The sequence below is a fragment of the Coleofasciculus sp. E1-EBD-02 genome, from assembly GCF_040218245.1.
Taxonomy (GTDB): domain Bacteria; phylum Cyanobacteriota; class Cyanobacteriia; order Cyanobacteriales; family Coleofasciculaceae; genus Coleofasciculus.
This window is the reverse complement of record NZ_JAVJQN010000127.1, coordinates 30,945-52,112: the sequence shown is the minus strand read 5'-3', so window position 1 is coordinate 52,112 and position 21,168 is coordinate 30,945. Positions and strand designations below refer to the sequence as shown.

12 protein-coding genes are annotated in these 21,168 nt (G+C 45.9%); 6 read left to right on the top strand and 6 right to left on the bottom strand.

Features of this window, described 5'->3' with window-relative positions; all coding sequences use genetic code 11:
• Positions 1 to 13: 13 nt before the first annotated feature.
• The 5 genes from RIC07_RS20985 to RIC07_RS20965 all read right to left on the bottom strand — a co-directional run bounded on the left by RIC07_RS20985 (position 14) and on the right by RIC07_RS20965 (position 7,768).
• Complete coding sequence (locus RIC07_RS20985; RefSeq protein WP_446396213.1) at positions 14 to 4,786, bottom strand: PAS domain S-box protein; 4,773 nt, start codon at positions 4,784 to 4,786, stop codon at positions 14 to 16.
• A gap of 131 nt (positions 4,787 to 4,917) precedes the next feature.
• Positions 4,918 to 5,145, bottom strand: a complete 228-nt coding sequence (locus RIC07_RS20980; protein ID WP_446396212.1) for a hypothetical protein — start codon at positions 5,143 to 5,145, stop codon at positions 4,918 to 4,920.
• Positions 5,146 to 5,184: 39 nt separating this feature from the next.
• On the bottom strand, positions 5,185 to 6,723 hold the full coding sequence (locus RIC07_RS20975; RefSeq protein ID WP_446396211.1) for a PAS domain-containing sensor histidine kinase: 1,539 nt from the start codon (positions 6,721 to 6,723) through the stop codon (positions 5,185 to 5,187).
• Between the two features lie 68 nt (positions 6,724 to 6,791).
• Positions 6,792 to 7,397 carry a chemotaxis protein CheC gene (locus RIC07_RS20970; protein ID WP_006104199.1) on the bottom strand — a complete coding sequence of 202 codons (606 nt, stop codon included), beginning with the start codon at positions 7,395 to 7,397 and terminating at the stop codon, positions 6,792 to 6,794.
• Entirely contained in the window at positions 7,394 to 7,768 is a 375-nt protein-coding gene (locus RIC07_RS20965; RefSeq protein WP_446380048.1) for a response regulator, read from the bottom strand. Before RIC07_RS20965 ends, RIC07_RS20970 begins: the two co-directional genes overlap by 4 nt.
• Positions 7,769 to 8,401: 633 nt before the next feature.
• Here RIC07_RS20965 and RIC07_RS20960 point away from each other — a divergent pair.
• From RIC07_RS20960 to RIC07_RS20935, 6 genes are all read left to right on the top strand, one after another.
• On the top strand, positions 8,402 to 10,591 hold the full coding sequence (locus tag RIC07_RS20960; protein ID WP_446396210.1) for a chemotaxis protein CheA: 2,190 nt from the start codon (positions 8,402 to 8,404) through the stop codon (positions 10,589 to 10,591).
• A 60-nt stretch (positions 10,592 to 10,651) separates the two neighbouring features.
• Positions 10,652 to 11,140 carry a chemotaxis protein CheW gene (locus RIC07_RS20955; RefSeq protein WP_446380046.1) on the top strand — a complete coding sequence of 163 codons (489 nt, stop codon included), beginning with the start codon at positions 10,652 to 10,654 and terminating at the stop codon, positions 11,138 to 11,140.
• Between the two features lie 65 nt (positions 11,141 to 11,205).
• Positions 11,206 to 13,026, top strand: coding sequence for a methyl-accepting chemotaxis protein (locus RIC07_RS20950; protein WP_446396209.1), 1,821 nt, complete (start codon positions 11,206 to 11,208; stop codon positions 13,024 to 13,026).
• 418 nt (positions 13,027 to 13,444) lie between these two features.
• Entirely contained in the window at positions 13,445 to 14,497 is a 1,053-nt protein-coding gene (locus RIC07_RS20945) for a protein-glutamate methylesterase/protein-glutamine glutaminase (protein WP_446396208.1), read from the top strand.
• 206 nt (positions 14,498 to 14,703) lie between these two features.
• Positions 14,704 to 15,528 carry a CheR family methyltransferase gene (locus tag RIC07_RS20940; RefSeq protein ID WP_446396207.1) on the top strand — a complete coding sequence of 275 codons (825 nt, stop codon included), beginning with the start codon at positions 14,704 to 14,706 and terminating at the stop codon, positions 15,526 to 15,528.
• Between the two features lie 185 nt (positions 15,529 to 15,713).
• Positions 15,714 to 16,484 (top strand): Uma2 family endonuclease, encoded by a 771-nt coding sequence (locus tag RIC07_RS20935; RefSeq protein WP_446396206.1) that lies wholly within the window; start codon positions 15,714 to 15,716, stop codon positions 16,482 to 16,484.
• A gap of 121 nt (positions 16,485 to 16,605) precedes the next feature.
• Here RIC07_RS20935 and RIC07_RS20930 read toward each other — a convergent pair whose 3' ends face one another.
• Positions 16,606 to 21,120, bottom strand: coding sequence for a DUF6923 family protein (locus RIC07_RS20930; RefSeq protein WP_446396205.1), 4,515 nt, complete (start codon positions 21,118 to 21,120; stop codon positions 16,606 to 16,608).
• Positions 21,121 to 21,168: the final 48 nt, after the last annotated feature.

Below are 21,168 nucleotides of genomic sequence, written 5' to 3'. Positions count from 1 at the left end.
CCAATACAATGGGTTATAACTTATAATTCATCACCTCTTGCTTGACTCGTTGATACTCGGATTCAATGTGGGCAACGAGTTCACATAAGCCTGTTGTAACTTGAGACTTGCTTAAATTTTCTAAGTCTTGGCAAAGCTGGGAGAATTTAATTGCCCCTAATGCCGCACTGGATGATTTTAAGGTATGAGCCGTGTGTTGCAAAGTGGGTAAATTATTCTCTTGCAGGGCTATTTTAAGCGTTTCCAACATGGCGGGGGTATCTTCTAAATAAATATCAATTAATTGATGCAGCATTTCCGTCGCACTCTCGCCCATCATGTCGTGAAAGGTTTGTAAGACTTGGGGGTCAAGGGCTGACTCGGTTTGGGGTGCGGGTTCTGGGGGTTCCTCGGTTGGCTGACTCTGAGATAGAACCCGAACTAATTCATTGACGCGGATCGGTTTGCTGATATAGTCATCCATTCCTACCTCCAAACATTTTTCGCGATCGCCTTGCATGGCGTTGGCTGTCATGGCAATAATTCGCGGGCGGTTTGCGGGTAACCATTGCTGGCAAATATGGCGGGTGGCGTCTAAGCCATCCATTTCTGGCATTTGTACATCCATGAATACGACATCATAAGGCTGACGGCGCAGGGCTTCAATGACTTCCAATCCATTCCCGGCGACATCGGCGCGATATCCCATGCGCTGCAATAACTGCAAGGCTAATTGTTGATTCACTTTATTGTCTTCCGCCACTAAGATTCGCAGGGGGATTCGTTGCGCCAAAGTGGGATCAAGCGAGGGAGAACCTACAGGCGATCGCTTGATTTTTGTCGGTTGTCCACTCAGGATTTGCGTTAACAAGTTGTAGAGTTGCGATTGCTTAATCGGCTTACTTAAAAAGGCAGCAAAATTCGCTTCCACGACTCCAGAGGCAATCTCAGGTTTACCCATGGACGATAAGATTAATAAGGGGAACTCTTTACCCTTAAACTGTTGGTGGATTTTTTCCCCCAAGGTAATCCCATCCATTCCTGGCATTTGCATATCCAGAATGGCAATATCATATTCTTGCCCTTGAGACAGCCATGCTAATGCCTCTTGACCCGATTCCGTGGCTTGTGACAGCATCCCCCAAGACTGGGCTTGTCGGATTAAAATTTGGCAGTTTGTCGTATTATCATCGACAATTAATAGCCGTTTTCCAGCCAGGTGAGTGTCACAGATTGGTTGTTCTACTACGGCTGAATCGGGGATGGATTCAGACAAAATTGTAAAGTAAAAGGTTGAACCTCCAGAACTCTCTTCTCCGTTATCAGTGGCTATCCATCCTGGAGGTGGATTTCCGGCGACTGATCCACCACTTTCTACCCACATTTGACCTCCCATCATTTCGCACAGGCGTTTACAAATGGCTAATCCTAATCCTGTTCCTCCATATTGACGAGAGGTGGATGAATCAACCTGGCTAAAGGATTTAAATAGGCGATGAATCCGATCAGGGGGAATACCAATTCCTGTATCTTTTACCGCAAATTGTAACTGATAGCGATCGCCCTCATCTTCCCTATCTCCCCCATCTTCCCTATCTTCCCTATCTCCCTCATCTCCCCTATCTCCCCCATCTCCCTCATCCGCCAAAATCTGGGCGGTTACGGAAACCAAAACCTCTCCAGTTGGCGTAAATTTAACCGCATTACTAATTAAATTGACTAAGATTTGACGCAACCGCGTCACATCTCCGGCAATCCAGTTGGGGGTTTGGGAGTCAATTAAATAGGCTAATTCTAGATTTTTTTCGGCGGCTTTGGTAGTTAGCAGATCCAGGGCTTCCTCAATGCAGGTGCGGAGTTGAAAGGGTTGTTCTTCTAACTCCATTTTCCCGGATTCAATTTTCGAGAAATCTAGAATATCGTTAATAATCGTCAGTAGGGCATCCCCACTATTGCGAATGGTTTCGGCAAAATAGCGCTGATCTGAGGTCAAGTCAGTATCCAGAAGTAACCCGGTCATGCCAATTACGGCATTCATCGGTGTGCGAATTTCATGACTCATGGTTGCCAAGAATTCACTTTTGGCTTGGGTGGCGGCTTCGGCGGTTTGTCGGGCTTTTTCTAATGCTACATTTTGCTCGGTTAACTGTTGACGTTGGCGGGTTTCCTGTTCCCACAAATGTGCCTGGGCGATCGCAATCCCGACTTGATCAGCAACGGCTTCGAGTAATTCAATTTCATGACTTGACCAATGGCGATAGGAATCACACTGATGCAAGCCAATAATCCCATTCGGTTCCCCTTGATAGGAGGTGCGAATTGCCAGCATGGATTTTAATCCAATCTGACAACAGAGTTGGGTACAGCCTAACAACAATGGATCGGCATACACATCCGGTGAGGAGATTGCCTTGTCTTGTTTTAATAACTGTTGAACATGCGGATTTCTCTGAACAGGAACTTCTAATTGGAGAATGGATTCATATCCTGTTTCTAAATATTCTGCCACCAAAGGAATGGCTGGTGTCGGTTCCGTCAGGTAGGTATGAATAATACAGCGATTGACGCCAAAGGTTTGACCAATTTGGCTGGCGGTGGTTTGAAAGATTTCTTTGGTGTTTAAACTGCGGCGAATTTCTTGGGTGATTTGCTTTAGCAGAACGGTTCGCATTAATTGTTGCTGAAGCGCAATCTCGGCTTGCTTGCGATCGGTAATATCAATGGATACCCCTAAGACGGCGGGAACATCGGAGTCAGCGACACAAAAGGGTATTTTTGTAGTTTGCAGAATTCGAGTTTCGCCTTTAGCATTGGTAATCGTTTCTTCGGGAATATAAAGAGTTTCTCCACTGTTAATAACGTGCAAGTCTGCTTCTCGATATTCATGGGCATCGTCTACTGATGGGGCAACCTCTGTTTCAGGTTGATCCAGTAAGGCTTCGACGGTGGTTCCGTAAGTATCAGCGACGGCTTGATTGACTAAAATAAACTGACCGTCTTTATTTTTAGCAAAGATGAAATGGGGAACTAAATCAATCACCTGGCGAAGCTTTTGTTCGCTAGCTTTGAGTTGAATATCTGCCCATTTGTAGTGAGTAATATCGCGAAGTGTGCCAGAGGTTCCAGTGATTGTATTATCGGGGGCAAAGGTTAATTGGGCATGAACTTCAATCCAGCGATATCCGCCATCTTTGGTCAGATATCTGACTTCATGCTGGCAATAGTCTTTTTTTTGTTCCAGTAAGGGTTGAAATAGGTCTACGTTGCGTTGGCAATCATCGGGATGAATATACTCTAAGAAATTGGTGCCAATGCTTTCCCCTAATGTAAAGCCAGTAATCTCTGTCCAAGCCGGATTCAAGAATGTCCATACCCCCGTTGCATCGGTTTGGAAAATGACTTCTTTAACGCTTTCAATCACTGAACGATAATTCTCTTCACTCTCCCGCAGTCGTTCTTCAACCTGCTTGCGATCGGTAATATCAATACAAGAACCGGTATATCCGGCAAAATGACCAGTGGATGTAAACCGAGGCACGCCTGTATCTAAAATCCAGCGATAGTTGCCATCATGTCGGCGTAAACGGTATTCCATGCGAAACCGTTTTTGGGCTTTAAATGCGTTGGAATAGGTTTCGATACAATAGTGATAATCATCAGGATGAACTCCGTCTGTCCAGCCATCTCCTATTTCTTTTTCTAAGGTGCGTCCGGTAAATTCTAACCAGGTTTTATTGAAAAAGTAACAATTACCATCGGTTCCGGCTAACCAGATCAAGACGGGGGCGGTGTCGGCTAAAAGGCGAAAGCGTTCTTCACTTTCTCGCAGTCGTTCTTCGGCTAGTTTACTTTCGGTAATGTCTTCAATTGAGCCTTCATAATAGAGAATGGTTCCCGATAGGTCGGTGACGGCACGGGCATTTTTGCGAATCCAAATTTTTTGCCTATCTTGGCGATAAACCTGGGTTTCAAATTTAGAGACGGATTTATTTTGTTGAATTAATTGGGTTAAACGTTGATGGTCATCCGGATTAACATAAAATTGTTGTTCAATATTTTTTAGGGACTGTAAAAAATGGCTGGGTGAAGCATAGCCTAGGATTTGGGCAAAGGCGGGGTTAACACTAATATAGATGCCATCAGGGGTACGTTGAAATATGCCCTCAACTGCATTTTCAAAGATACTACGATAATTGGCTTGACTGACACTTAATTGTTCATTAGCTGTCTGGAGTGCAGCGGTTCGTTCTTCGACCAGTTCTTCTAAATGATTACGATAGTCGGCTAATTCTTTCTCGGTACGAAGGCGTTCTTGAATTTCCGCGATCGCCCGATCTCTCATGGTGCGATAGTTATGAACTTGTTGGGTGAGTTCAGTAACATCTTGAATCGATAATAGGGCATAATACTCGCCATCTTTTTCACTAGGAATGGCGGTAACGGTGGTATGTTGAATCCGTAATCCTCCATCGGCTAAAGGCGCAGGAATCAGGTGGACATGAAGTTGGGAGGAAAAGACGGTGGGGGGTCCTCCAGTAAAAATTTGTTGGAGACGGGTGGTATATTTGGGATGATTCAGGTGGGGAAAATGATCGGTAATTTTTTGACCTAAGATTTGCTGTTTGGAGATATGCGTCCAGTTTTCCAAGCAGCGATTCCAATATAAAACCACTAAATCTGATCGCAGGACACAGTTACCCATAGGGACTTGATCCAGGACATGAAATTGATGCGCCGCTGTTTGGATTTCAGTCGCGATCGCGGAATTATTTCCAGGGTGGTTTACGTGAGATGATGATAATACCATGTTTATTGAAAAATGCAATAGGTTAGGTCATTAATTAACCAATTGTAGGGGCGGGTTTAGGAACTCAATTCGGCTATTTACCGATAACTGAACAGCAAAACCCGCCCTTCCCCGCCGATAACTCAATTCGGCTATTTACCGATAACTGAACAGCAAAACCCGCCCTTCCCCACCGATAACTCTGTAGGGGCGGGTTTAGGGATTAAATTCACCTGTTTACCGATAACTAAACAGCAAAACCCGCCCTTCCCCACCGATAATTCTGTAGGGGCGGGTTTAGGGACTAAATTCACCTGTTTACCGATAACGGAACAGCAAAACCCGCCCTTCTCCACCGATAATTGAATAGCAAAACCCATCCTTTCCTAATTCATTATTTTATAAATAAATTATTCAATCTATACCGATAAAGGCAATGTAACCGTAAACATAGTTCCTTCTCCCACTTGACTGTTTACCGTAATCTCACCCCCTTGTAAATCAACCGCCCGTTTAACAATCGCCAACCCCAATCCCGTTCCCGAAATATTCCCCACATTTTGCGCCCGATGAAACGCCTCAAAGAGTTTTTCTTGATCCGCCAAGGGAATCCCAATCCCTTGGTCTTTAATTTGAAAGATGGCGGATGAATCCTGACAGACGAGGTTCACGGTAACGATTCCACAATTGGGAGAATACTTAATCGCATTCGAGATTAAATTCGTCAGAATATGCCGCAACAGCTTCTCATCCATGCAGACATTAAGGTTAGGGCACTGATGGGTAAATACCAGAGAATGATGCTGTCCTAAACTCAACTGTAACTCCTCAATCAAGCCGTGGCAAAATTCAACTAAATCCAGAGGAACAGGCTGCAACTGAAGTTTTCCGGCTTCGGCTTTGCCAATCAGAGTCACATCTTCTAAAACTTGGACTAAATGTTTAACGGTTCCTTGAATGCGACGGATATGAGTCAGCTTTTTATCCGGTGTCCATTTATGACCATAATGTTCGAGTAATTCCGCAGAACTTAAAATAGTAGTTAGGGGTGTGCGAAACTCATGAGAGGTCATGGTAACAAAGCGGGATTTGAGTTCGCTGAGTTCTTTTTCTTTGGCTAAAGCTTTGCGAACCTCTTCTTCCGCTTGCTTGCGATCGGTAATATCAATTCCCACCGAAACTGCTGCCCGTCCTTGTTGGTATTTCTGAGCAACAATTAAGTAACTCCGGGTGGTATCATTGACGTAAGCTTCAATCACTTGACTAGCCGCTGGTTCGGGACTGGCAATAAATTGACGCATAAAGTCAGCAAAGCTGGGACTCGCTTTCATAAAGCCAACATCTTGACCAATAAAATGATCAGGAGTCAAGCTAAAGGTATCAGCTAGATGACGATTAACCCCCAGATATCGCAAATCCGAATTCACCCAGGAGACAAAGCCAGGAACTGCATCAAAAACTGCTTGTAATTGTTCTTCTTGAGACCGTAAAGCCGCTTCAGCGCGTTGTCGTTCCTGGACTTCTGCTAAAGCGCGATCGCGCATTTTTCGATAGTCTTGAACTTGTTGGCTAAGTTCGGTAACATCTTGAATGGATAAAAGGGCGTAGTAGTCTTTTTCAGTTAAGCCGGGTATGGCGGTGACAGTGGTACGCTGAATTCGCCGTTGTCCATCGGGTAAATAGGCGGGAATAAAATGAGGATGAAGTTGGGCAGAAAAAATGGTCGGAGGTCCCCCGGAAAAGATGGACTTAAGCCGCATTTCATACCGGGGGTGATTCAAATCCCCAAAATAGTCACTGATTTTGTGACCTAAAACTTGACCTCTGGATAGGTGTGTCCAATCCTCCAAACAACGATTCCAGAATAAGACCACGAAATCGGATCGGAGAATACAGACACCCAAAGGCATTTGGTCAAGAATGCCAAATTTTTCAGCAGCGATTTCTATCTCATGCATGGACGGATTAAATGGTCATTGATCATTGGTCATTGGTCATTCGTTATTGTTCAAGAACATGACTCAGATTACACAGTGGTTAGCATCGCGATCGCGTCCAGTAACACATCGAAGGAACCGACTTCAAAGACGAGGATAATATCACCGCGAATCTGAAGTTGTTCGATAAAAAATTGGGTTTGGGCTAACAGGATGGTATTCTCCTGCTGATTATCTCCAACGTTGATTAAGTTTTCGACAGTATCCTCGATGTAGCTGGGAATGGCATAATCGAGACGTTGATTGAGGACGTTACTAATTGACCCAATCACACTATTAATTAAGATATTACCAATCTCGCTTAATGTACCAATACGAACGGCGTCTAAATCCGGGGTTCCTAATTCTTCCCCCGTGAGAACAGCGGCGAGAATTGAAGCACTATCAGTGGGAAAAACTAACTCCGCTAAACCCGAAAAAGACCCAGAGAAGTCTTGGCGAACCGCTGCAACTTGTTCCCCACCGAGGCGAGTTTCCATTTCAGATTGAAAATCCAGAGGCGACCCAATTTTAATATAGGGAACTTGGAGGCGAATCGGGGCTTCCAGCATTTCATTCAGGACGCTAGCCGCCCGACCTACACCAATATTAACGATTTCTTGGATCGCATCAATTTGATCGGGAGTTAAGTTCATACAGTCTCCTGGGGACAAGCTAAGATTTCACCAATAACGCGACGTAATTCGGCTTCTTTAGGGGGTTTATTAATAAAGCCTGATCCGCCTAACTCACGACAACGCTGGCGCACATTTTCTTGAATGTCTGCGGTGATCACAATGACGGGGGTATTAATTTGGCGATCGCGCAAGGCGGCGAGGAGTTGAAAGCCATCCATAACGGGCATGAGCATATCGGTTAAGATACAGTCGGGTTGATGTGCGATCGCCATGTCCAATCCTTCTTGTCCGTTGGTGGCTTCTAGGGTTTCATGTCCATCGGCGACAAGGGTTTTTCGGATCATCCGTCGGGTAAAGGCGGCGTCATCAACGATTAGAATTAATGCCATGATTTTCCTCGATTTGGGTTACAGTTTTTTCAGTTAAACAGTTGGTTAAAGGTAAGCTACAGCCCTCACCCCCAGCCCCTCTCCCAAGCTGGGGAGAGGGGAGTAAGAGAATTCTTTTTTTCCCTATAAAAAAGGGAATGACGAATAGATAAGTATCCAATGTAAAGGCGAGTCGCTGGACTACGGTTCATAGGAAAACCGATAACGTTTATCGACTCGCCCTCATCCCTTATCCTGTATCTCCTTGTCTTTTATTGTCTAGCAAGTCGGTTGGGTTGAGGTACGAAACCCAACTCTCAACGAATCTGCACCGTTGATCAGGGCGGGTTTAGTAACATCAGGATGAAAAAAAACCGATAAGGGTGAAACCCGCCCCTACTCATCAAAACTGTTTCATCCTTGTCTTTTATTGTCTAATCCATGTCCGAGAATGTCATTCGGTGAAATCACGGATCTTTCTAAAACAGCCCTCTCAAGTTGGGTGGTATCACCGATAGCAGCGTTCCCTGCGCCAAGATAGACTCGGTTTAGTGGCGAAACACAGACGTATCTTTCTTCTGCTATTGCCTTTATCCACTATCGTGAGTTTCACATCTCCAATCAAAACACTATATAAGCTATTCCTCAACCATCATGGATGAAGATATCAAAGCCTTTTTGGTAGAAAGCTACGAAAATATTAGTCAGATTGAGACGGATCTGGTCACATTAGAGAAAAATCCGACCCATCAAGATTTACTCGAAGGAATTTATCGTTCCTTACATACAATTAAAGGAAACTGCGGCTTCATGGCGTTTCCCACCCTAGAAGCCCTAACCCACAGTGGTGAAAATTTACTCAGTTGTCTGCGAGATGGACAATTGCAGCTAAATGCAGAGATTACCAGCAGCTTGCTGCAACTCTTAGACGCCATGCAGCAAATCTGCGCCCAGATAGAAGCGATCGGACAAGAAGGCGATGTTGACTATTCTGGCTTAATTCAGACCTTAACTCAACTGCAATCTAGAGATACGGGAGATGAGGGCGGGTTTTGTACCAACGTTACCATTAATAGCCAAAAGGAAATCCCTAAACCCGCCCCGACAAATCCTGAAGGGTCAAAACTTCCCTGCGATCGCGAGGAGTTGATGTCGGCGTTGACAACCCCAAATACAGTACAGTCAATCCGAGTCGATATCAATCTTTTGGATAAGTTGATGAATTTGGTGGGGGAATTGGTGTTAGTTCGCAATCAGATTCAACAATTCTCCACGCTGCAAGATGAAACCGCCTTTGTTACCACCTCCCAGCAATTAAACCGACTGACAACGGAGTTGCAAGAAGGGGTCATGAAAACCCGAATGCAGCCGATTAGTACAATTACGCGCAAGTTTCCCAGGGTGGTTCGGGATGTGGCGATCGCGACAGAAAAACAAGTGCAATTGGAGATAGAGGGAGAAGAGACGGAACTGGATAAAACGATTATTGAGGCGATTAAAGATCCCTTAACGCATTTACTCCGTAATTGCGTGGATCATGGAATTGAATCCCCAGATATACGTCAAACTCAGGGGAAATCCGCCACCGGGCGATTACGTCTGCAAGCCTTTCATGAAAGTGGGTATGTAACCATTGAAATTTCGGATGATGGGGCGGGAATTGATTCAGAAAGCTTGACACAAAAAGCGTTAAGTTTAGGCTTAATCACGCCGAATCAAGCCAATCGCTTAAGTGATACCGACGCCCTTAATTTAATCTTTCTTCCTGGCTTTTCCACCGCTAACTGTATAACTCGCTTATCTGGGCGAGGAGTGGGAATGGATGTAGTAAAAACCGATGTAGAAAAGGTTGGTGGTACGGTAGACGTTCATACTCAACTTGGCTTAGGAACGACATTTAAACTAAAAATTCCCTTAACCTTGGCAATTATTCCCGCCTTAATTATCACCAGTGGCGGCGATCGCTATGCGATTCCTCAAACCAGCCTTTTAGAATTAGTCCGTTTGCAGGGAGAACAAGCCGATCGCGGGATCGAATATGTCCACAAAGCCCCTGTGTATCGACTGCGGGGGAAATTATTACCCCTGGTGTATTTAAACCGGGAACTTGAACTCACAGAATGGAACCCGGAACCCGCCCATTTGCAATCGGAAACCATGCTGAATATCGTGGTTCTGCAAGTCGATAATTTTACGTTTGGCTTAGTGGTTGATGCGATTAATGACACCCAAGAAATTGTCGTTAAACCCTTAGGTAAACTCCTCAAAGAAACCCCTTGTTTTGCCGGAGCCACAATTTTAGGGGATGGAAAAGTGGCATTAATTTTAGATGTATTTAGTCTAGCATCACGGGCGGGGGTGCTTTCAGATGAACAAAAAAATGCCTTAATTCAGCAAGAAATGTCCTCTCAATCCACTATCGAAACCGTGCAAATGTTACTGTTATTTGAAGCCTTGGATAATAGCCGCATGGCGATTCCTTTATCGCGGGTAGTGCGCTTAGAAGAATTTCCTAAAACCGCGATCGAACAAGTGGGCGATCGCCAGGTAATTCAGTATCGCGACCAAATTCTCTACCTGGTTAATTTTGCCAATGTATCTTTTGTTAGTAGTCAGCGCTTTAGCGCTGCTAATCCAAAAACAGCCGTATTAGACGCTGATCCGCTGCAAGTTGTCGTCGTTGCTTGTCAAAGTGGACGCCAAATTGGATTAGTGGTGCAACGCATGGTGGATATCGTCATGGAAGACCTTTGTATCACAGGTGAAGCCACTCGTCCAGGGGTGCAGGCGATCGCGGTTATTCAGGGTCAAGTTACCGAAATTTTGGACATTGAAGCGATTTAATGTCATTCGTCATTTGTCATTCGTCATTCGTCATTCGTCATTATAAATACTTCCCTCATCATGGCTCAATTCCATCAATTTTGTACATTTTTTCTCGACCATTTTTTCCTAGGGCTAGAAGTGGAAAACGTGCAAGAAGTTATTCGCTATCAGTCGATTACCCCCGTTCCCTTAGCACCGCCAGCCGTGCGGGGTTTAATTAACCTACGGAGTCAGATTGTTCCGGCTGTAGATTTACGTCAATTTCTGGAGTTAGATCAGGATGTCACTAAGATACCCATTGAAACACAACTGGATGAAGATAGCGAACACCTCCCTCTCAATGTGGTTGTGCGAACGGCTGATGAGGTGATTAGTTTGCTAGTCGATGATGTGGGAGAAGTGTTAGAAATTTCCGATGATGGCTTTGAGAAATCCCCAGAAACCTTACGAGGAAACGCACGACAATTAATTCGTGGTGCGTATAAACTTGCTGATCAACTTCTGCTAATTCTCGATACAGAAAAAGTGGTTGAACTCACCGTTTTGAAGCCGACGCTACGGAATTAAAGACTATGTACGTCAGCAAGTCAAGGGCTAAAGAATACAGAAACGTCAAACTCATTCCTTAACGAATGACCAATGACAAAGGACAAAAAATAATGAACCTCGACCATCTCAAAGGAATTCACAAATTAGGAGAAGCCATGAACCTCGATAAACTCAGTAAACCTGGACGCTTGGTCTTTTTCCAAAATCAAGAGACTAATGGAAGCAATGAACATCATCACAGTGAAACCATGGTATCTGAACCAAAAGCCACCCCGACTGTTTCCCAGCAAAATCATGAAATTGAGGGAATCCTGTTATCCCCAGAAAATTTTTCTGAACTCCTCCAAGCCCTAAAAAGTGCCAGAGATGGTAACTTTAATGCCCGACTCACTGAGGAAAACGGCTGGGGTGAAATTGCTCAAGTTTTCAATGAATGGATGGGGGTTAACCAAACCGTTATCCATGAAATTGTCCGAGTTAGTAAACAGGTTACTCAAGAGGGTAAACTCACCGAACGACTGGGACGCCAACAGCAAACCACCGTATTAAAGGATTGGGAAAATTATGCTGGGCGCTGGTTATATGGGGCTGAACCTGTATCTCCACCCCCCTATTTAAAAGGAGGATGGGCAACAACAACCACCGCGATTAATACCATCATTCACACCCTCGCCCAACCCACCCTCGCCGCCCAGGATGCACTGAAGGCGATCGCGGCGGGTGATTTGTCCTGTAAAATGCCTCTAGAGATTGACAATCAGCCGTTAAAGGGTGATCTCTTAACCCTGAGTACCACAATTAATACGCTGCGGGATAACATCGAGGCATATACAAATGAGAAAAACCGAGTCGCCCGCTTAATTAGTGTCGAAGGAAACCTGAGTAGTCGCGCTGTTGTGGAAACGGCTACCGGAATCTGGAAAGACTTAACCGAAAACATTAACCAGATGGCGGCAAATCTAAAGGAAGAAGTTGAAAATATTACCCAATTAACCTCAGCCATTGCTCAAGGCGATCTCTCCCAAAAGGTTACCGCAAAAACCACAGGAGACTTCAAACAACTGACCGATAATGTCAATCGCATGGCAAGCCAATTAACCGAATCCGTCGGCAAAATTGCCTCCGTTGCTACCGCTGTTGCTCAAGCTTCGGAAGACATGAACCTGGTGAGTCAACAACTCAATGAAAACGCCGTACATACCTCTGGACAAGCCCAAACTGCGTCAGCTTATGCCGAAGAAGTCAACCGCAATGCTCAAGTGGTAGCGACAGGGGTAGAAGAAATGAGCGCCAGTATTAAAGAAATTGCCAAAAGTGCGGCTGATGCAGCGCGAGTCGCAACAACGGCGGTTAATATGACCGAAAGCACTAACCAAACGATTAGCAAACTGGGTCAAAGTAGCGCAGAAATTGGTAATGTGATTAAGGTAATTACCTCCATTGCCCAACAAACTAATCTCCTGGCTCTTAATGCAACAATTGAAGCCGCCCGGGCTGGGGAAGCGGGTAAAGGATTTGCCGTTGTTGCCAATGAAGTGAAGGAACTGGCGAAACAAACTGCTAAAGCGACGGAAGACATTAGCCAAAAAATCGAAGCGATTCAAGGTGACACCAAAAGTTCCGTTGAAGCGATTAGTCAAATTACCACGATTATTAATCAAATCAACGACTTCCAAAACACAATCGCCAGTGCGGTAGAAGAACAAACCGCTACGACGAATGAAATGGCTCGCAATGTCGCCGAAGCCGCCCAAAGTACCTCCCAAATTCCCCAAAATATCAACAATGTCGCGGACGCGGCTCAAAAAACTACCGCCCTCGCTAGTAACACATTGAAATCGGCGGCGGAACTTGCTGAACTCGCGTCGGAATTACAAGCCCTGGTGAATCAGTTCAAGTATTAATTAGGGGCTGATGAATAAGTCTTGTGGTGGGGAGAGGGAATAGGGAATAGGCAATGGGCAATGGGCAATGGTTTCGACCCCCTGTTGAGGTAAGATTCTTCGTTCGCCAAGCGTTTTGATTGTGTAGGGGCGGGTTTTACGACTATCGTTTCTTACCTCACCTAAATGTGACTAAACCCGCCCCGCACCTCTTTTAGCCCATTTATTCTCGTCACAGATAGGGTCAAAGATAGGGGTTTTTATCTGTCCATAAGGATATTAATCAGGCTTCATCTTTGGAGATACTAATGTCGATATCTCACTGCTCCTCCTGCTCCTCCTGCTTCCCCTGCTTCCCCTGCTCCCCCTGCTCCCCCCGCTCCCTCAGCTCCCCCTGCTTCCCCTGCTTCCCCTGCTTCCCCATCTCCCCTGCACCATAATGCGTAAAATTCGCCTGCTTATCGTTGACGACTCGGTAATTGTGCGTCAAAAACTCAGTGAAATCCTCTCTCAAGACCCTTTTTTAGATGTAATTGGAATTGCCGCCAATGGTCAAATTGCCCTCTCCAAAATTCCTCACCTACACCCTGACTTAATCATCCTAGATTTAGAGATGCCAGAAATGGATGGCTTGCAAACATTAACTGCCATTCGTCAAAGTTATCCAAATTTACCCGTGATTATGTTTAGTGCCTTCACCGAACGCGGCGCATCAGCCACGTTAGAAGCCCTTTCTCTCGGCGCTCAAGATTATGTCACTAAACCAACAAAATTGGGAACAGGTGAGCCAGTTTCCGATTATTTAAAACGCGAATTAATTCCTAAAATTAAAGTCTTTTGTGCCGATATCTTAGGCGTATCTGACAATGCACCGATCGCGCGATCGCGCCTCCCCAGCCCAACCGCCACCCTGAAACTCGCCAAAGCCCAAGTTGTCGCGATCGGTGTGTCTACCGGGGGACCCAATGCCTTAGCCACGCTGTTATCCCGATTTCCCGCCGATTTTCCCCTACCCATTGTCATCGTGCAGCATATCCCCCCCTTATTTAGCAAACGTTTAGCCGAACGCTTAACCCATCAATGTCACATTTCCGTCGCTGAGGGCTATGAGGGCGCTGAACTGCGTCCGGGTCATGCGTGGATTACGCCGGGAGATTTCCACGGAATTGTCGTGCGCCGGGGGAAAACGGTACACCTGAGTTTACACCAAGCCCCTCCAGAACATTCCTGTCGTCCGGCGGTGGATGTGTTATTTCGATCCGTTGCTAAGACATTTCCAGGGAGTGCGATCGCGGTGGTGTTGACGGGTATGGGACAAGATGGCTTGCAAGGATGTCACCATATCCGCGACGCCGGGGGACATATTTTGGTGCAGGATGAAGCCAGTAGTGTGGTGTGGGGAATGCCCAAATCTATCGCCCAAGCAGGTTTAGCTAATAATATTTTACCCCTAGACCAAATTGCCGATGAAATTATCCAACTGGTTTGTTGAAATTCCTTAAGAGATTCACACAAATGAACATAGCATCACGAAATCTGTAGGGGCGACCCGCTTTTCACATTGAACAACACCAATCCACTCAATCAACTCGGGTCGCCCTCTTCGCCTCAGTCAGGGCGGGTTTAGTCCCATCTGTTGTGATGTCAAAAACGTTAATCGTAAAACCCGCCCCTACCTAACAATTAAACCTTAAAACAATGCCAATACATCATCAAGATTTTAACTATTTACGCCAATTAGTACGCCATCATTCCGCCATGGTTCTGGATGCAGATAAAGCCTATTTAGCCGAGTTACGCTTAACCCCTCTAGCGACGCAAATGGGATTTAGTTCTCTAGGGGAAATGATTGCCAATCTGCAAACGCAACCCTTTAATCAACGCCATGTCCAGGTGGTTGAGGGAATGCTGCTGACGGAGACATCCTTTTTCCGCGATCGCTATCCCTTTGATGCCCTTGCCAACGTCATTCTCCCCGAACTTTTAGCCAAACGGCAAACGCAACAAACCTTAAATATTTGGTGTGCGGCTTGTTCGAGTGGTCAAGAACCCTATAGCATTGCCATGTTACTGCACGAAGAGTTTCCCGAACTGGCGAACTGGAAACTCCAATTAATTGCCACCGATCTCTCCAATGAGATCCTCAACCGTGCCAAAGCCGGACTCTACAGTCAGCTTGAAGTGACACGGGGACTTCCCCTGTCCTTGTTAAATAAATATTTTCAAAATCTAGATAACCAGTGGCAAATTTGTGATAAAATTCGCCGCCGCATTGAATTTCAGCAACTTAATTTAGTAACCCATTCATTTACCCAATTCCATAAATTGGATATTATTTTTTTACGCAATGTTTTGATTTATTTTGATTTACCTGTCAAAAAAGCCGTATTAGAAAAAATCCGGTCAATTCTCGCACCGGACGGTTATTTATTTTTAGGGGGTGGGGAAACTACCTTAAATTTAGATGACTCCTTTGAACGGGTGCAAGTCGATAAAGCGGTGTGTTATCGTCAGCGTTTATAGCGCTTTCCCAGCGTGTGAGGTACACCTTGTAGGGGCAATGTAGGGGCGCAAAGCTTGCGCCCTTAACGATGTATCGCATCAAACCGGAAATTGCTATATAGGGATTTTCGTTAGCGTAGTAGGGACACGAAATGTCGCGTCTCTACAGATACCGCCTGTACTAAACTCTAAACCCTAAAATTGCTATGGTTCGTCTTCCTGCTCAAACTGACCCACCCCTTTCCCCTCGGCAAACCCTACCGACGATGTATGATTTACCGAGTAAACACCTGAAGGAACCCGGATTGCCTGACGAATTTCATAGCTTACAGCCACACCTATTGCGACAAACGTTTCAGCCAGTTAACTGGAATCCAGAGGAGATTTTTGTGGGTGTTGACATTAATCTCTATTATGATTTACATCATCCCAACTGGTACAAACGCCCGGATTGGTTTGCGGTGGTTGGTGTGTCTCGACTCTATGAAGGTCATGACCTGCGTTTAAGTTATGTGTTGTGGCAAGAATTGGTTAGTCCGTTTGTGGTGGTGGAATTATTATCTCCAGGGACAGAAGATGATGATTTGGGTCGAACCATTCGTCAACCGGGGAAACCTCCGACTAAGTGGCAGGTATACGAACAGATTCTGCGAGTTCCTTATTATTTTATTTTTAGTTGCTATACCAATGAACTGCAAGCATTTCGCTGGGTGGCTGGTGCTTATGAATCGGCAGAACTGACCAATGGATGTTTGCTGATTCCTCTGTTGGGATTAAGTTTAGGATTATGGCAGGGATGTTATCAAGGAATTGAGCGGTTGTGGTTGCGCTGGTTTACGAGTCAAGGAGACTTAATTCCCCTTCCTGAAGAAGACGCGATCGCGGCAAACCAACGGGCTACCCTCGCCGAAGAACGAGCCGAACGATTGGCGGCGCGGTTGCGGGAGTTAGGCGTTAATCCAGATGAACTCGATTGACACCAATCGAACCAGTAGGAACACAACCTGTTCGTTCGTAGTAGGCGCTTTAGCGCCTTAGCCGCGCCGTTTCGGGAGGATATTAATCCAGATGAGATTAACATCCTCCCACCGCCTTTATCTAATCAATGGTGACACGGAAACGAACAAACCCAACGTTATCCGGTGCTGTACTAGGTACATCTCCCACATTAACGAACACTGATCCATTGGGATTGTTGGGATTGGGACAAGGAGGAGTGACAGGTGTTAACTCACCAAAAAAGGTTCCTTGATCCGCATCCGCATTATCAGTTAGCGATGTTTCATTCAACTCAATAGTATTGGTAACGAAACTCGTTTGTTCGGGAATCGCGTCACAAATTTGCACATCGTTGACCACAGGTCCACCATCGGACAGGTAATAAATCGTGTACTCCACTTCATCGCCACTCTGGAGTGATACTTCTGTGCCTAAGTTGAACACTCCCAGGAGTCCATTGGGAAGTGCAGACCAGCCAGCCACGTTATCATCGGGGTCATTTTGGTCATCAATTACCTGATCCAAATTAACGTTATTGAGTGGAACATCGTTTCGGAACACCTCCGTTATCCGCTTGACTAAACGCAGATTCGGTTGTCCCAAGGAAACTACCGTAGGTTGGTTATCATTTCCGGGATTACCATCATTATTTGGGTCAGGATTCGTACCCGGAGTCGAGGCGTCACTCACGATTGTGCCATTGCGAGTTCCTTGCGCTACGGCGCTGTTTTCAAACGGACCAAAGTTACGACCTGGAGTCACTGTCACATTTAACGTAATGGTTGCTTCTCCATCAGTAGGTAGGCTTTGGGTACCAGAAAGCAGATTCTGGTCATTGTTGCCATCAAAACCCTGATTAACCTGACTCAGCGCACCGGTGACACTCAGATTACTGATCTGAATCGTCTCAGTACCACTAAATGTACTCCGGTTATTGCCAAAGAGGTTCTCGGTCACTTGTACATTGGTCAAGGTTGTATTTCCCAGGTTCCTCACATCGATGGTGTAAGGAATCGTGAATGTGCCATTGCCATTGTCTTGTACCGTACCCACACTCTTTGCCACACCGATAGCCGTACCCGGAGGGTTTCCAGGAATCAGCGGGTTTTCCGGAGTTGTGGTAAAGCGAATGATTGTGGGGTCGTTTTCCTCGGGTTCATTGGCATTATTATCCCCATCCGGGTCAGGTTCAAGACTATCGGGGTCAGCCGGAACACCGTTATCGGAAAAGTCATCTACCGACGTTCCGCTGGGTGAGAAACCTACCGCTTGCACTTGATTTTCATAGTCAGCATTCAGGTTGGGTGGGGTAACATCGACAACTAACTGTAGGGTTGCACTTTCATCCACATCCAGCGTATTACCCGCCGCTAACAGATTAATGATCGTACTACCGTTATAGTCGGGGTTTGCCGTTAAGGTTTGATCCGGGCTAGTCACATTGACGACGGTGAAATTACCAGCACCAAAGGTTTCGGTGAGATTTTCCAGGAGTCTGACATCCTCTAAAGAAACATTCCCTAAATTTTCGACCAATAAGTCATAGGTGACTTGGAAGCGATTGTTGCCGATGGGGGCGATAGAGGTGGCATTTTTGGCAACACCAATGGCGGGAAGTTCACCAAAGTTAACCGGAGTGGGGGTGTTTTCCTCCGGTTCATTGGCATTACCATCGCCATCAGGGTCACTGGGGAAACCATTATCGGATAAATCATCCACTTCAGTCCCCCTCGGTGACGTCCCTGTGGCTTCCACTTGGTTGTTGTACGTTCGGTCGGGGTTGGTGAGGTCAGGGGTGACGATAACCTCTAATTGCAGCGTAGCGCTTTCACTGATATCCAGGGTATTGCCAGCCGCCAATAGATTCACCGTGGAGTCACCTGGGTTGCCAATTCCGGTAAAGTTGGGGTTCGTGGTCAGGTCATCACTGGTGACACTGGCTTCAATGTCGCTATCGACACCAAACGTGTCTTCTAGGTCTTCTTCCAGGGTGACATTGCTCAATGGTACATTTCCCAGGTTATCCACACCTAAATCATAAATGATGCGGAAGCGATTTCCTCCCAGGGATTGGATAGAACCAACACTCTTGGCAACACCAATGGCGGGGTTTTCGGGAATGGTATTGAAATTGACAGGAGTGGGGGTGTTTTCCTCGGGTTCATTGGCATTATTATCCCCATCCGGGTCAGGTTGAAGGTCATTGGGATCATTGGTTGGCACATTATCATCAGATAAATCGGTGACTTGAGTCCCATTGGGTGAAGTCCCTGTAGCTTCCACTTGGTTGTTGTAGGTTTGGTTCAGGTCAGGTGGCGTGACTTCAATGACTAGCCGTACTGTCGCGGTTTCCCCTGTATTTAAACTGTTACCTGCCCCTAACAGATTGAGAATATTATTCCCATCATAGTTGGGGTTCGTTGTCAAGGTGGGGCTGGTGACATCGTTGACGATGAAATTGTCGCGACCAAAGGTATCGTTGAGATTTTCCGTCAGTGTCACAGGGTCTAACGTTACATTCCCCAGGTTTTCAACCAGTAAGTTATAAGTAAGGCGGAAGCGATTTCCTCCTAAGGGTGTAATTGTCCCCACACTCTTAGCGACACCAATCGCAGGTCTTTCAGTCGCACTAAAATTGACGGGAGTGGGGGTGTTTTCCTCGGGTTCATCGGCATCACCATCCCCATCTTTGTCCGTTAGGGGAACATTGGGATCAGTGGGAATTTCATTATCGGATAGGTCATTCACCGTTGTGCCACCCGGAGACGTACCCGTGGCTTCGACTTGATTATTGTAGTTCTGGGTGAGGTCGGGTGGGGTGACGACGGCTTCTAATTGAATCCGGACGTTTTCACCTATATCCAGGCTATTGCCACTGCCGAGGAGATTTAGGGTCGGGTCACCAGCATTGCCAATCCCAGTAAAGTTGGGATTAAGCGTCAGGTCATCATTGCTACTGACAGTGGTACTGACGACATTACCAACACCAAAGGTATCTTCTAAGTCTTCCAAGAGAGTGATATCGTCTAAACTCACGTTACCCACGTTTTCGACCACTAAGTCATAGGTGACTTGGAAGCGGTTACCTCCAAGCGCAGTCACATCAGTGACCTCCTTGGCTACCCCAATAGCCGGATTTGGATTTAACACGATATCTACAGTCGATTCATTATTCTCTGGATTTGGATCAGTATTAATTTCGGGAGGACGGACTTCGCCAAGGGCGGTGTTGGAAATTGTCCCTGTGGCATCAGGAGCAACCGTTCCTGTAATGTCTAAGGTAATCTCCTCACCAACACCCAGATCAATATTTGTCCAGTCGCCTGTATTGGGGTTGTAGTCACCTTCACTCGGTAGAAATGAGGGATTCTCAATTTCTGTCGGCAGAACGTCAGTGACGTTGATTCGGGTGAAAGCACTGAGTACCTGTACCGGCGAATTCGGGTTACCCTCGTTAATCGCCGTAATCTGGTATGTGACCTGATCCCCTGGGACTGGGTCATCCGGAGAAACCGTTTTCTCAATGACTAAATCAATCGGGGCGAAGGGACAGGATGCACCATCATTTTGAGCGACTGAATCTAGATTCGAGGCAACTTGAATAAACCTTGCCTCATCGGTATTCGGATCTTCAAGTCTATTAACCTCTCGAATTCTGTAGAGATTACCTGTTTGATTTTCGTAGGCGAATAAGTTGCCTAGGGCGTCAAAGAAGATAGCGCCCACAGCGCCAACTTGCTGACCTCCAACTGTCGGATCACTGAAATCAGCTTCAAAAAATGTAACATTTCCAGTATTCGGATCAATGCGAGCTAGTTGTCGTGTACCTGACTCATAACTATAGAAGCTGTCATCGACGGGGTTAAAGGCAATGTCAAAAAAGCTGCGATTTGGTGTCGTAATATCGACGACATCGACAACATCTGGCGGAATGGGTGGATTCGCGGTTGGATCTGCCACTGTCACATCAATTTTAACGAGCTTTCCTGTCCCATTTTGGTTTCTGGAGTAGACATAATAAAACCCCTCCTCGTCAAAATCCCCAGCAAAATAACGACTATTATCAGCCCCGCCAGTTGGCATTGGAAATTGAGGATCAGTTTGTATAGTTCCTATGTTCTCAGTTACTCCGTTTCGACCAATTCTGAAGATTGAAAATGGATCAGGAGGATTAGACACTGGGTTTCCTGGCGCGTCTGTAAGAGTGTCTGTAAATGGGACGATGCCGTAAATAAAACCGTCGGCAAAACGAAAACCTGCCGCGTTATAAGTTACACCCGGTTCAGGCTCAACCTGGGAGTCTAGTTGAAATGTATTTGTATTTAGAAAACTCAGTTCAGTGGGAAAAGGAGCATTAGTTGCTTGGCTAATATAAAGAATACCATCGCAATTGAATGGGACGGGAGCTGCCTGTGACAATGCCGGAAATGAATTGCCCAATACAACGACCAAATAAGCAACCGCGATCGCGAGGATGTGAAATTTAATCCAGGACTTTCGCCCAGACAACGGATTCAGATATCTTTGGCGCGAGAAAACCTGATCGTTTTTCCGCCTACCTGAAAAAACATGGAACAAAAACCGGATGAATCGTTTGGCAAGTCGGGAATACATAACACCTTCAACCCAATGAGGACATAAGAATGGGAACTAGAGTATCGT

Bases quoted from the DNA above. Each gene is read 5' to 3' on its own strand.
- RIC07_RS20985 (WP_446396213.1), bottom strand. From the start codon at position 4,786: ATGGTATTATCATCATCTCACGTAAACCACCCTGGAAATAATTCCGCG.
- RIC07_RS20980 (WP_446396212.1), bottom strand. From the start codon at position 5,145: ATGGGTTTTGCTATTCAATTATCGGTGGAGAAGGGCGGGTTTTGCTGT.
- RIC07_RS20975 (WP_446396211.1), bottom strand. From the start codon at position 6,723: ATGCATGAGATAGAAATCGCTGCTGAAAAATTTGGCATTCTTGACCAA.
- RIC07_RS20970 (WP_006104199.1), bottom strand. From the start codon at position 7,397: ATGAACTTAACTCCCGATCAAATTGATGCGATCCAAGAAATCGTTAAT.
- RIC07_RS20965 (WP_446380048.1), bottom strand. From the start codon at position 7,768: ATGGCATTAATTCTAATCGTTGATGACGCCGCCTTTACCCGACGGATG.
- RIC07_RS20960 (WP_446396210.1), top strand. From the start codon at position 8,402: ATGGATGAAGATATCAAAGCCTTTTTGGTAGAAAGCTACGAAAATATT.
- RIC07_RS20955 (WP_446380046.1), top strand. From the start codon at position 10,652: ATGGCTCAATTCCATCAATTTTGTACATTTTTTCTCGACCATTTTTTC.
- RIC07_RS20950 (WP_446396209.1), top strand. From the start codon at position 11,206: ATGACCAATGACAAAGGACAAAAAATAATGAACCTCGACCATCTCAAA.
- RIC07_RS20945 (WP_446396208.1), top strand. From the start codon at position 13,445: ATGCGTAAAATTCGCCTGCTTATCGTTGACGACTCGGTAATTGTGCGT.
- RIC07_RS20940 (WP_446396207.1), top strand. From the start codon at position 14,704: ATGCCAATACATCATCAAGATTTTAACTATTTACGCCAATTAGTACGC.
- RIC07_RS20935 (WP_446396206.1), top strand. From the start codon at position 15,714: ATGGTTCGTCTTCCTGCTCAAACTGACCCACCCCTTTCCCCTCGGCAA.
- RIC07_RS20930 (WP_446396205.1), bottom strand. From the start codon at position 21,120: ATGTATTCCCGACTTGCCAAACGATTCATCCGGTTTTTGTTCCATGTT.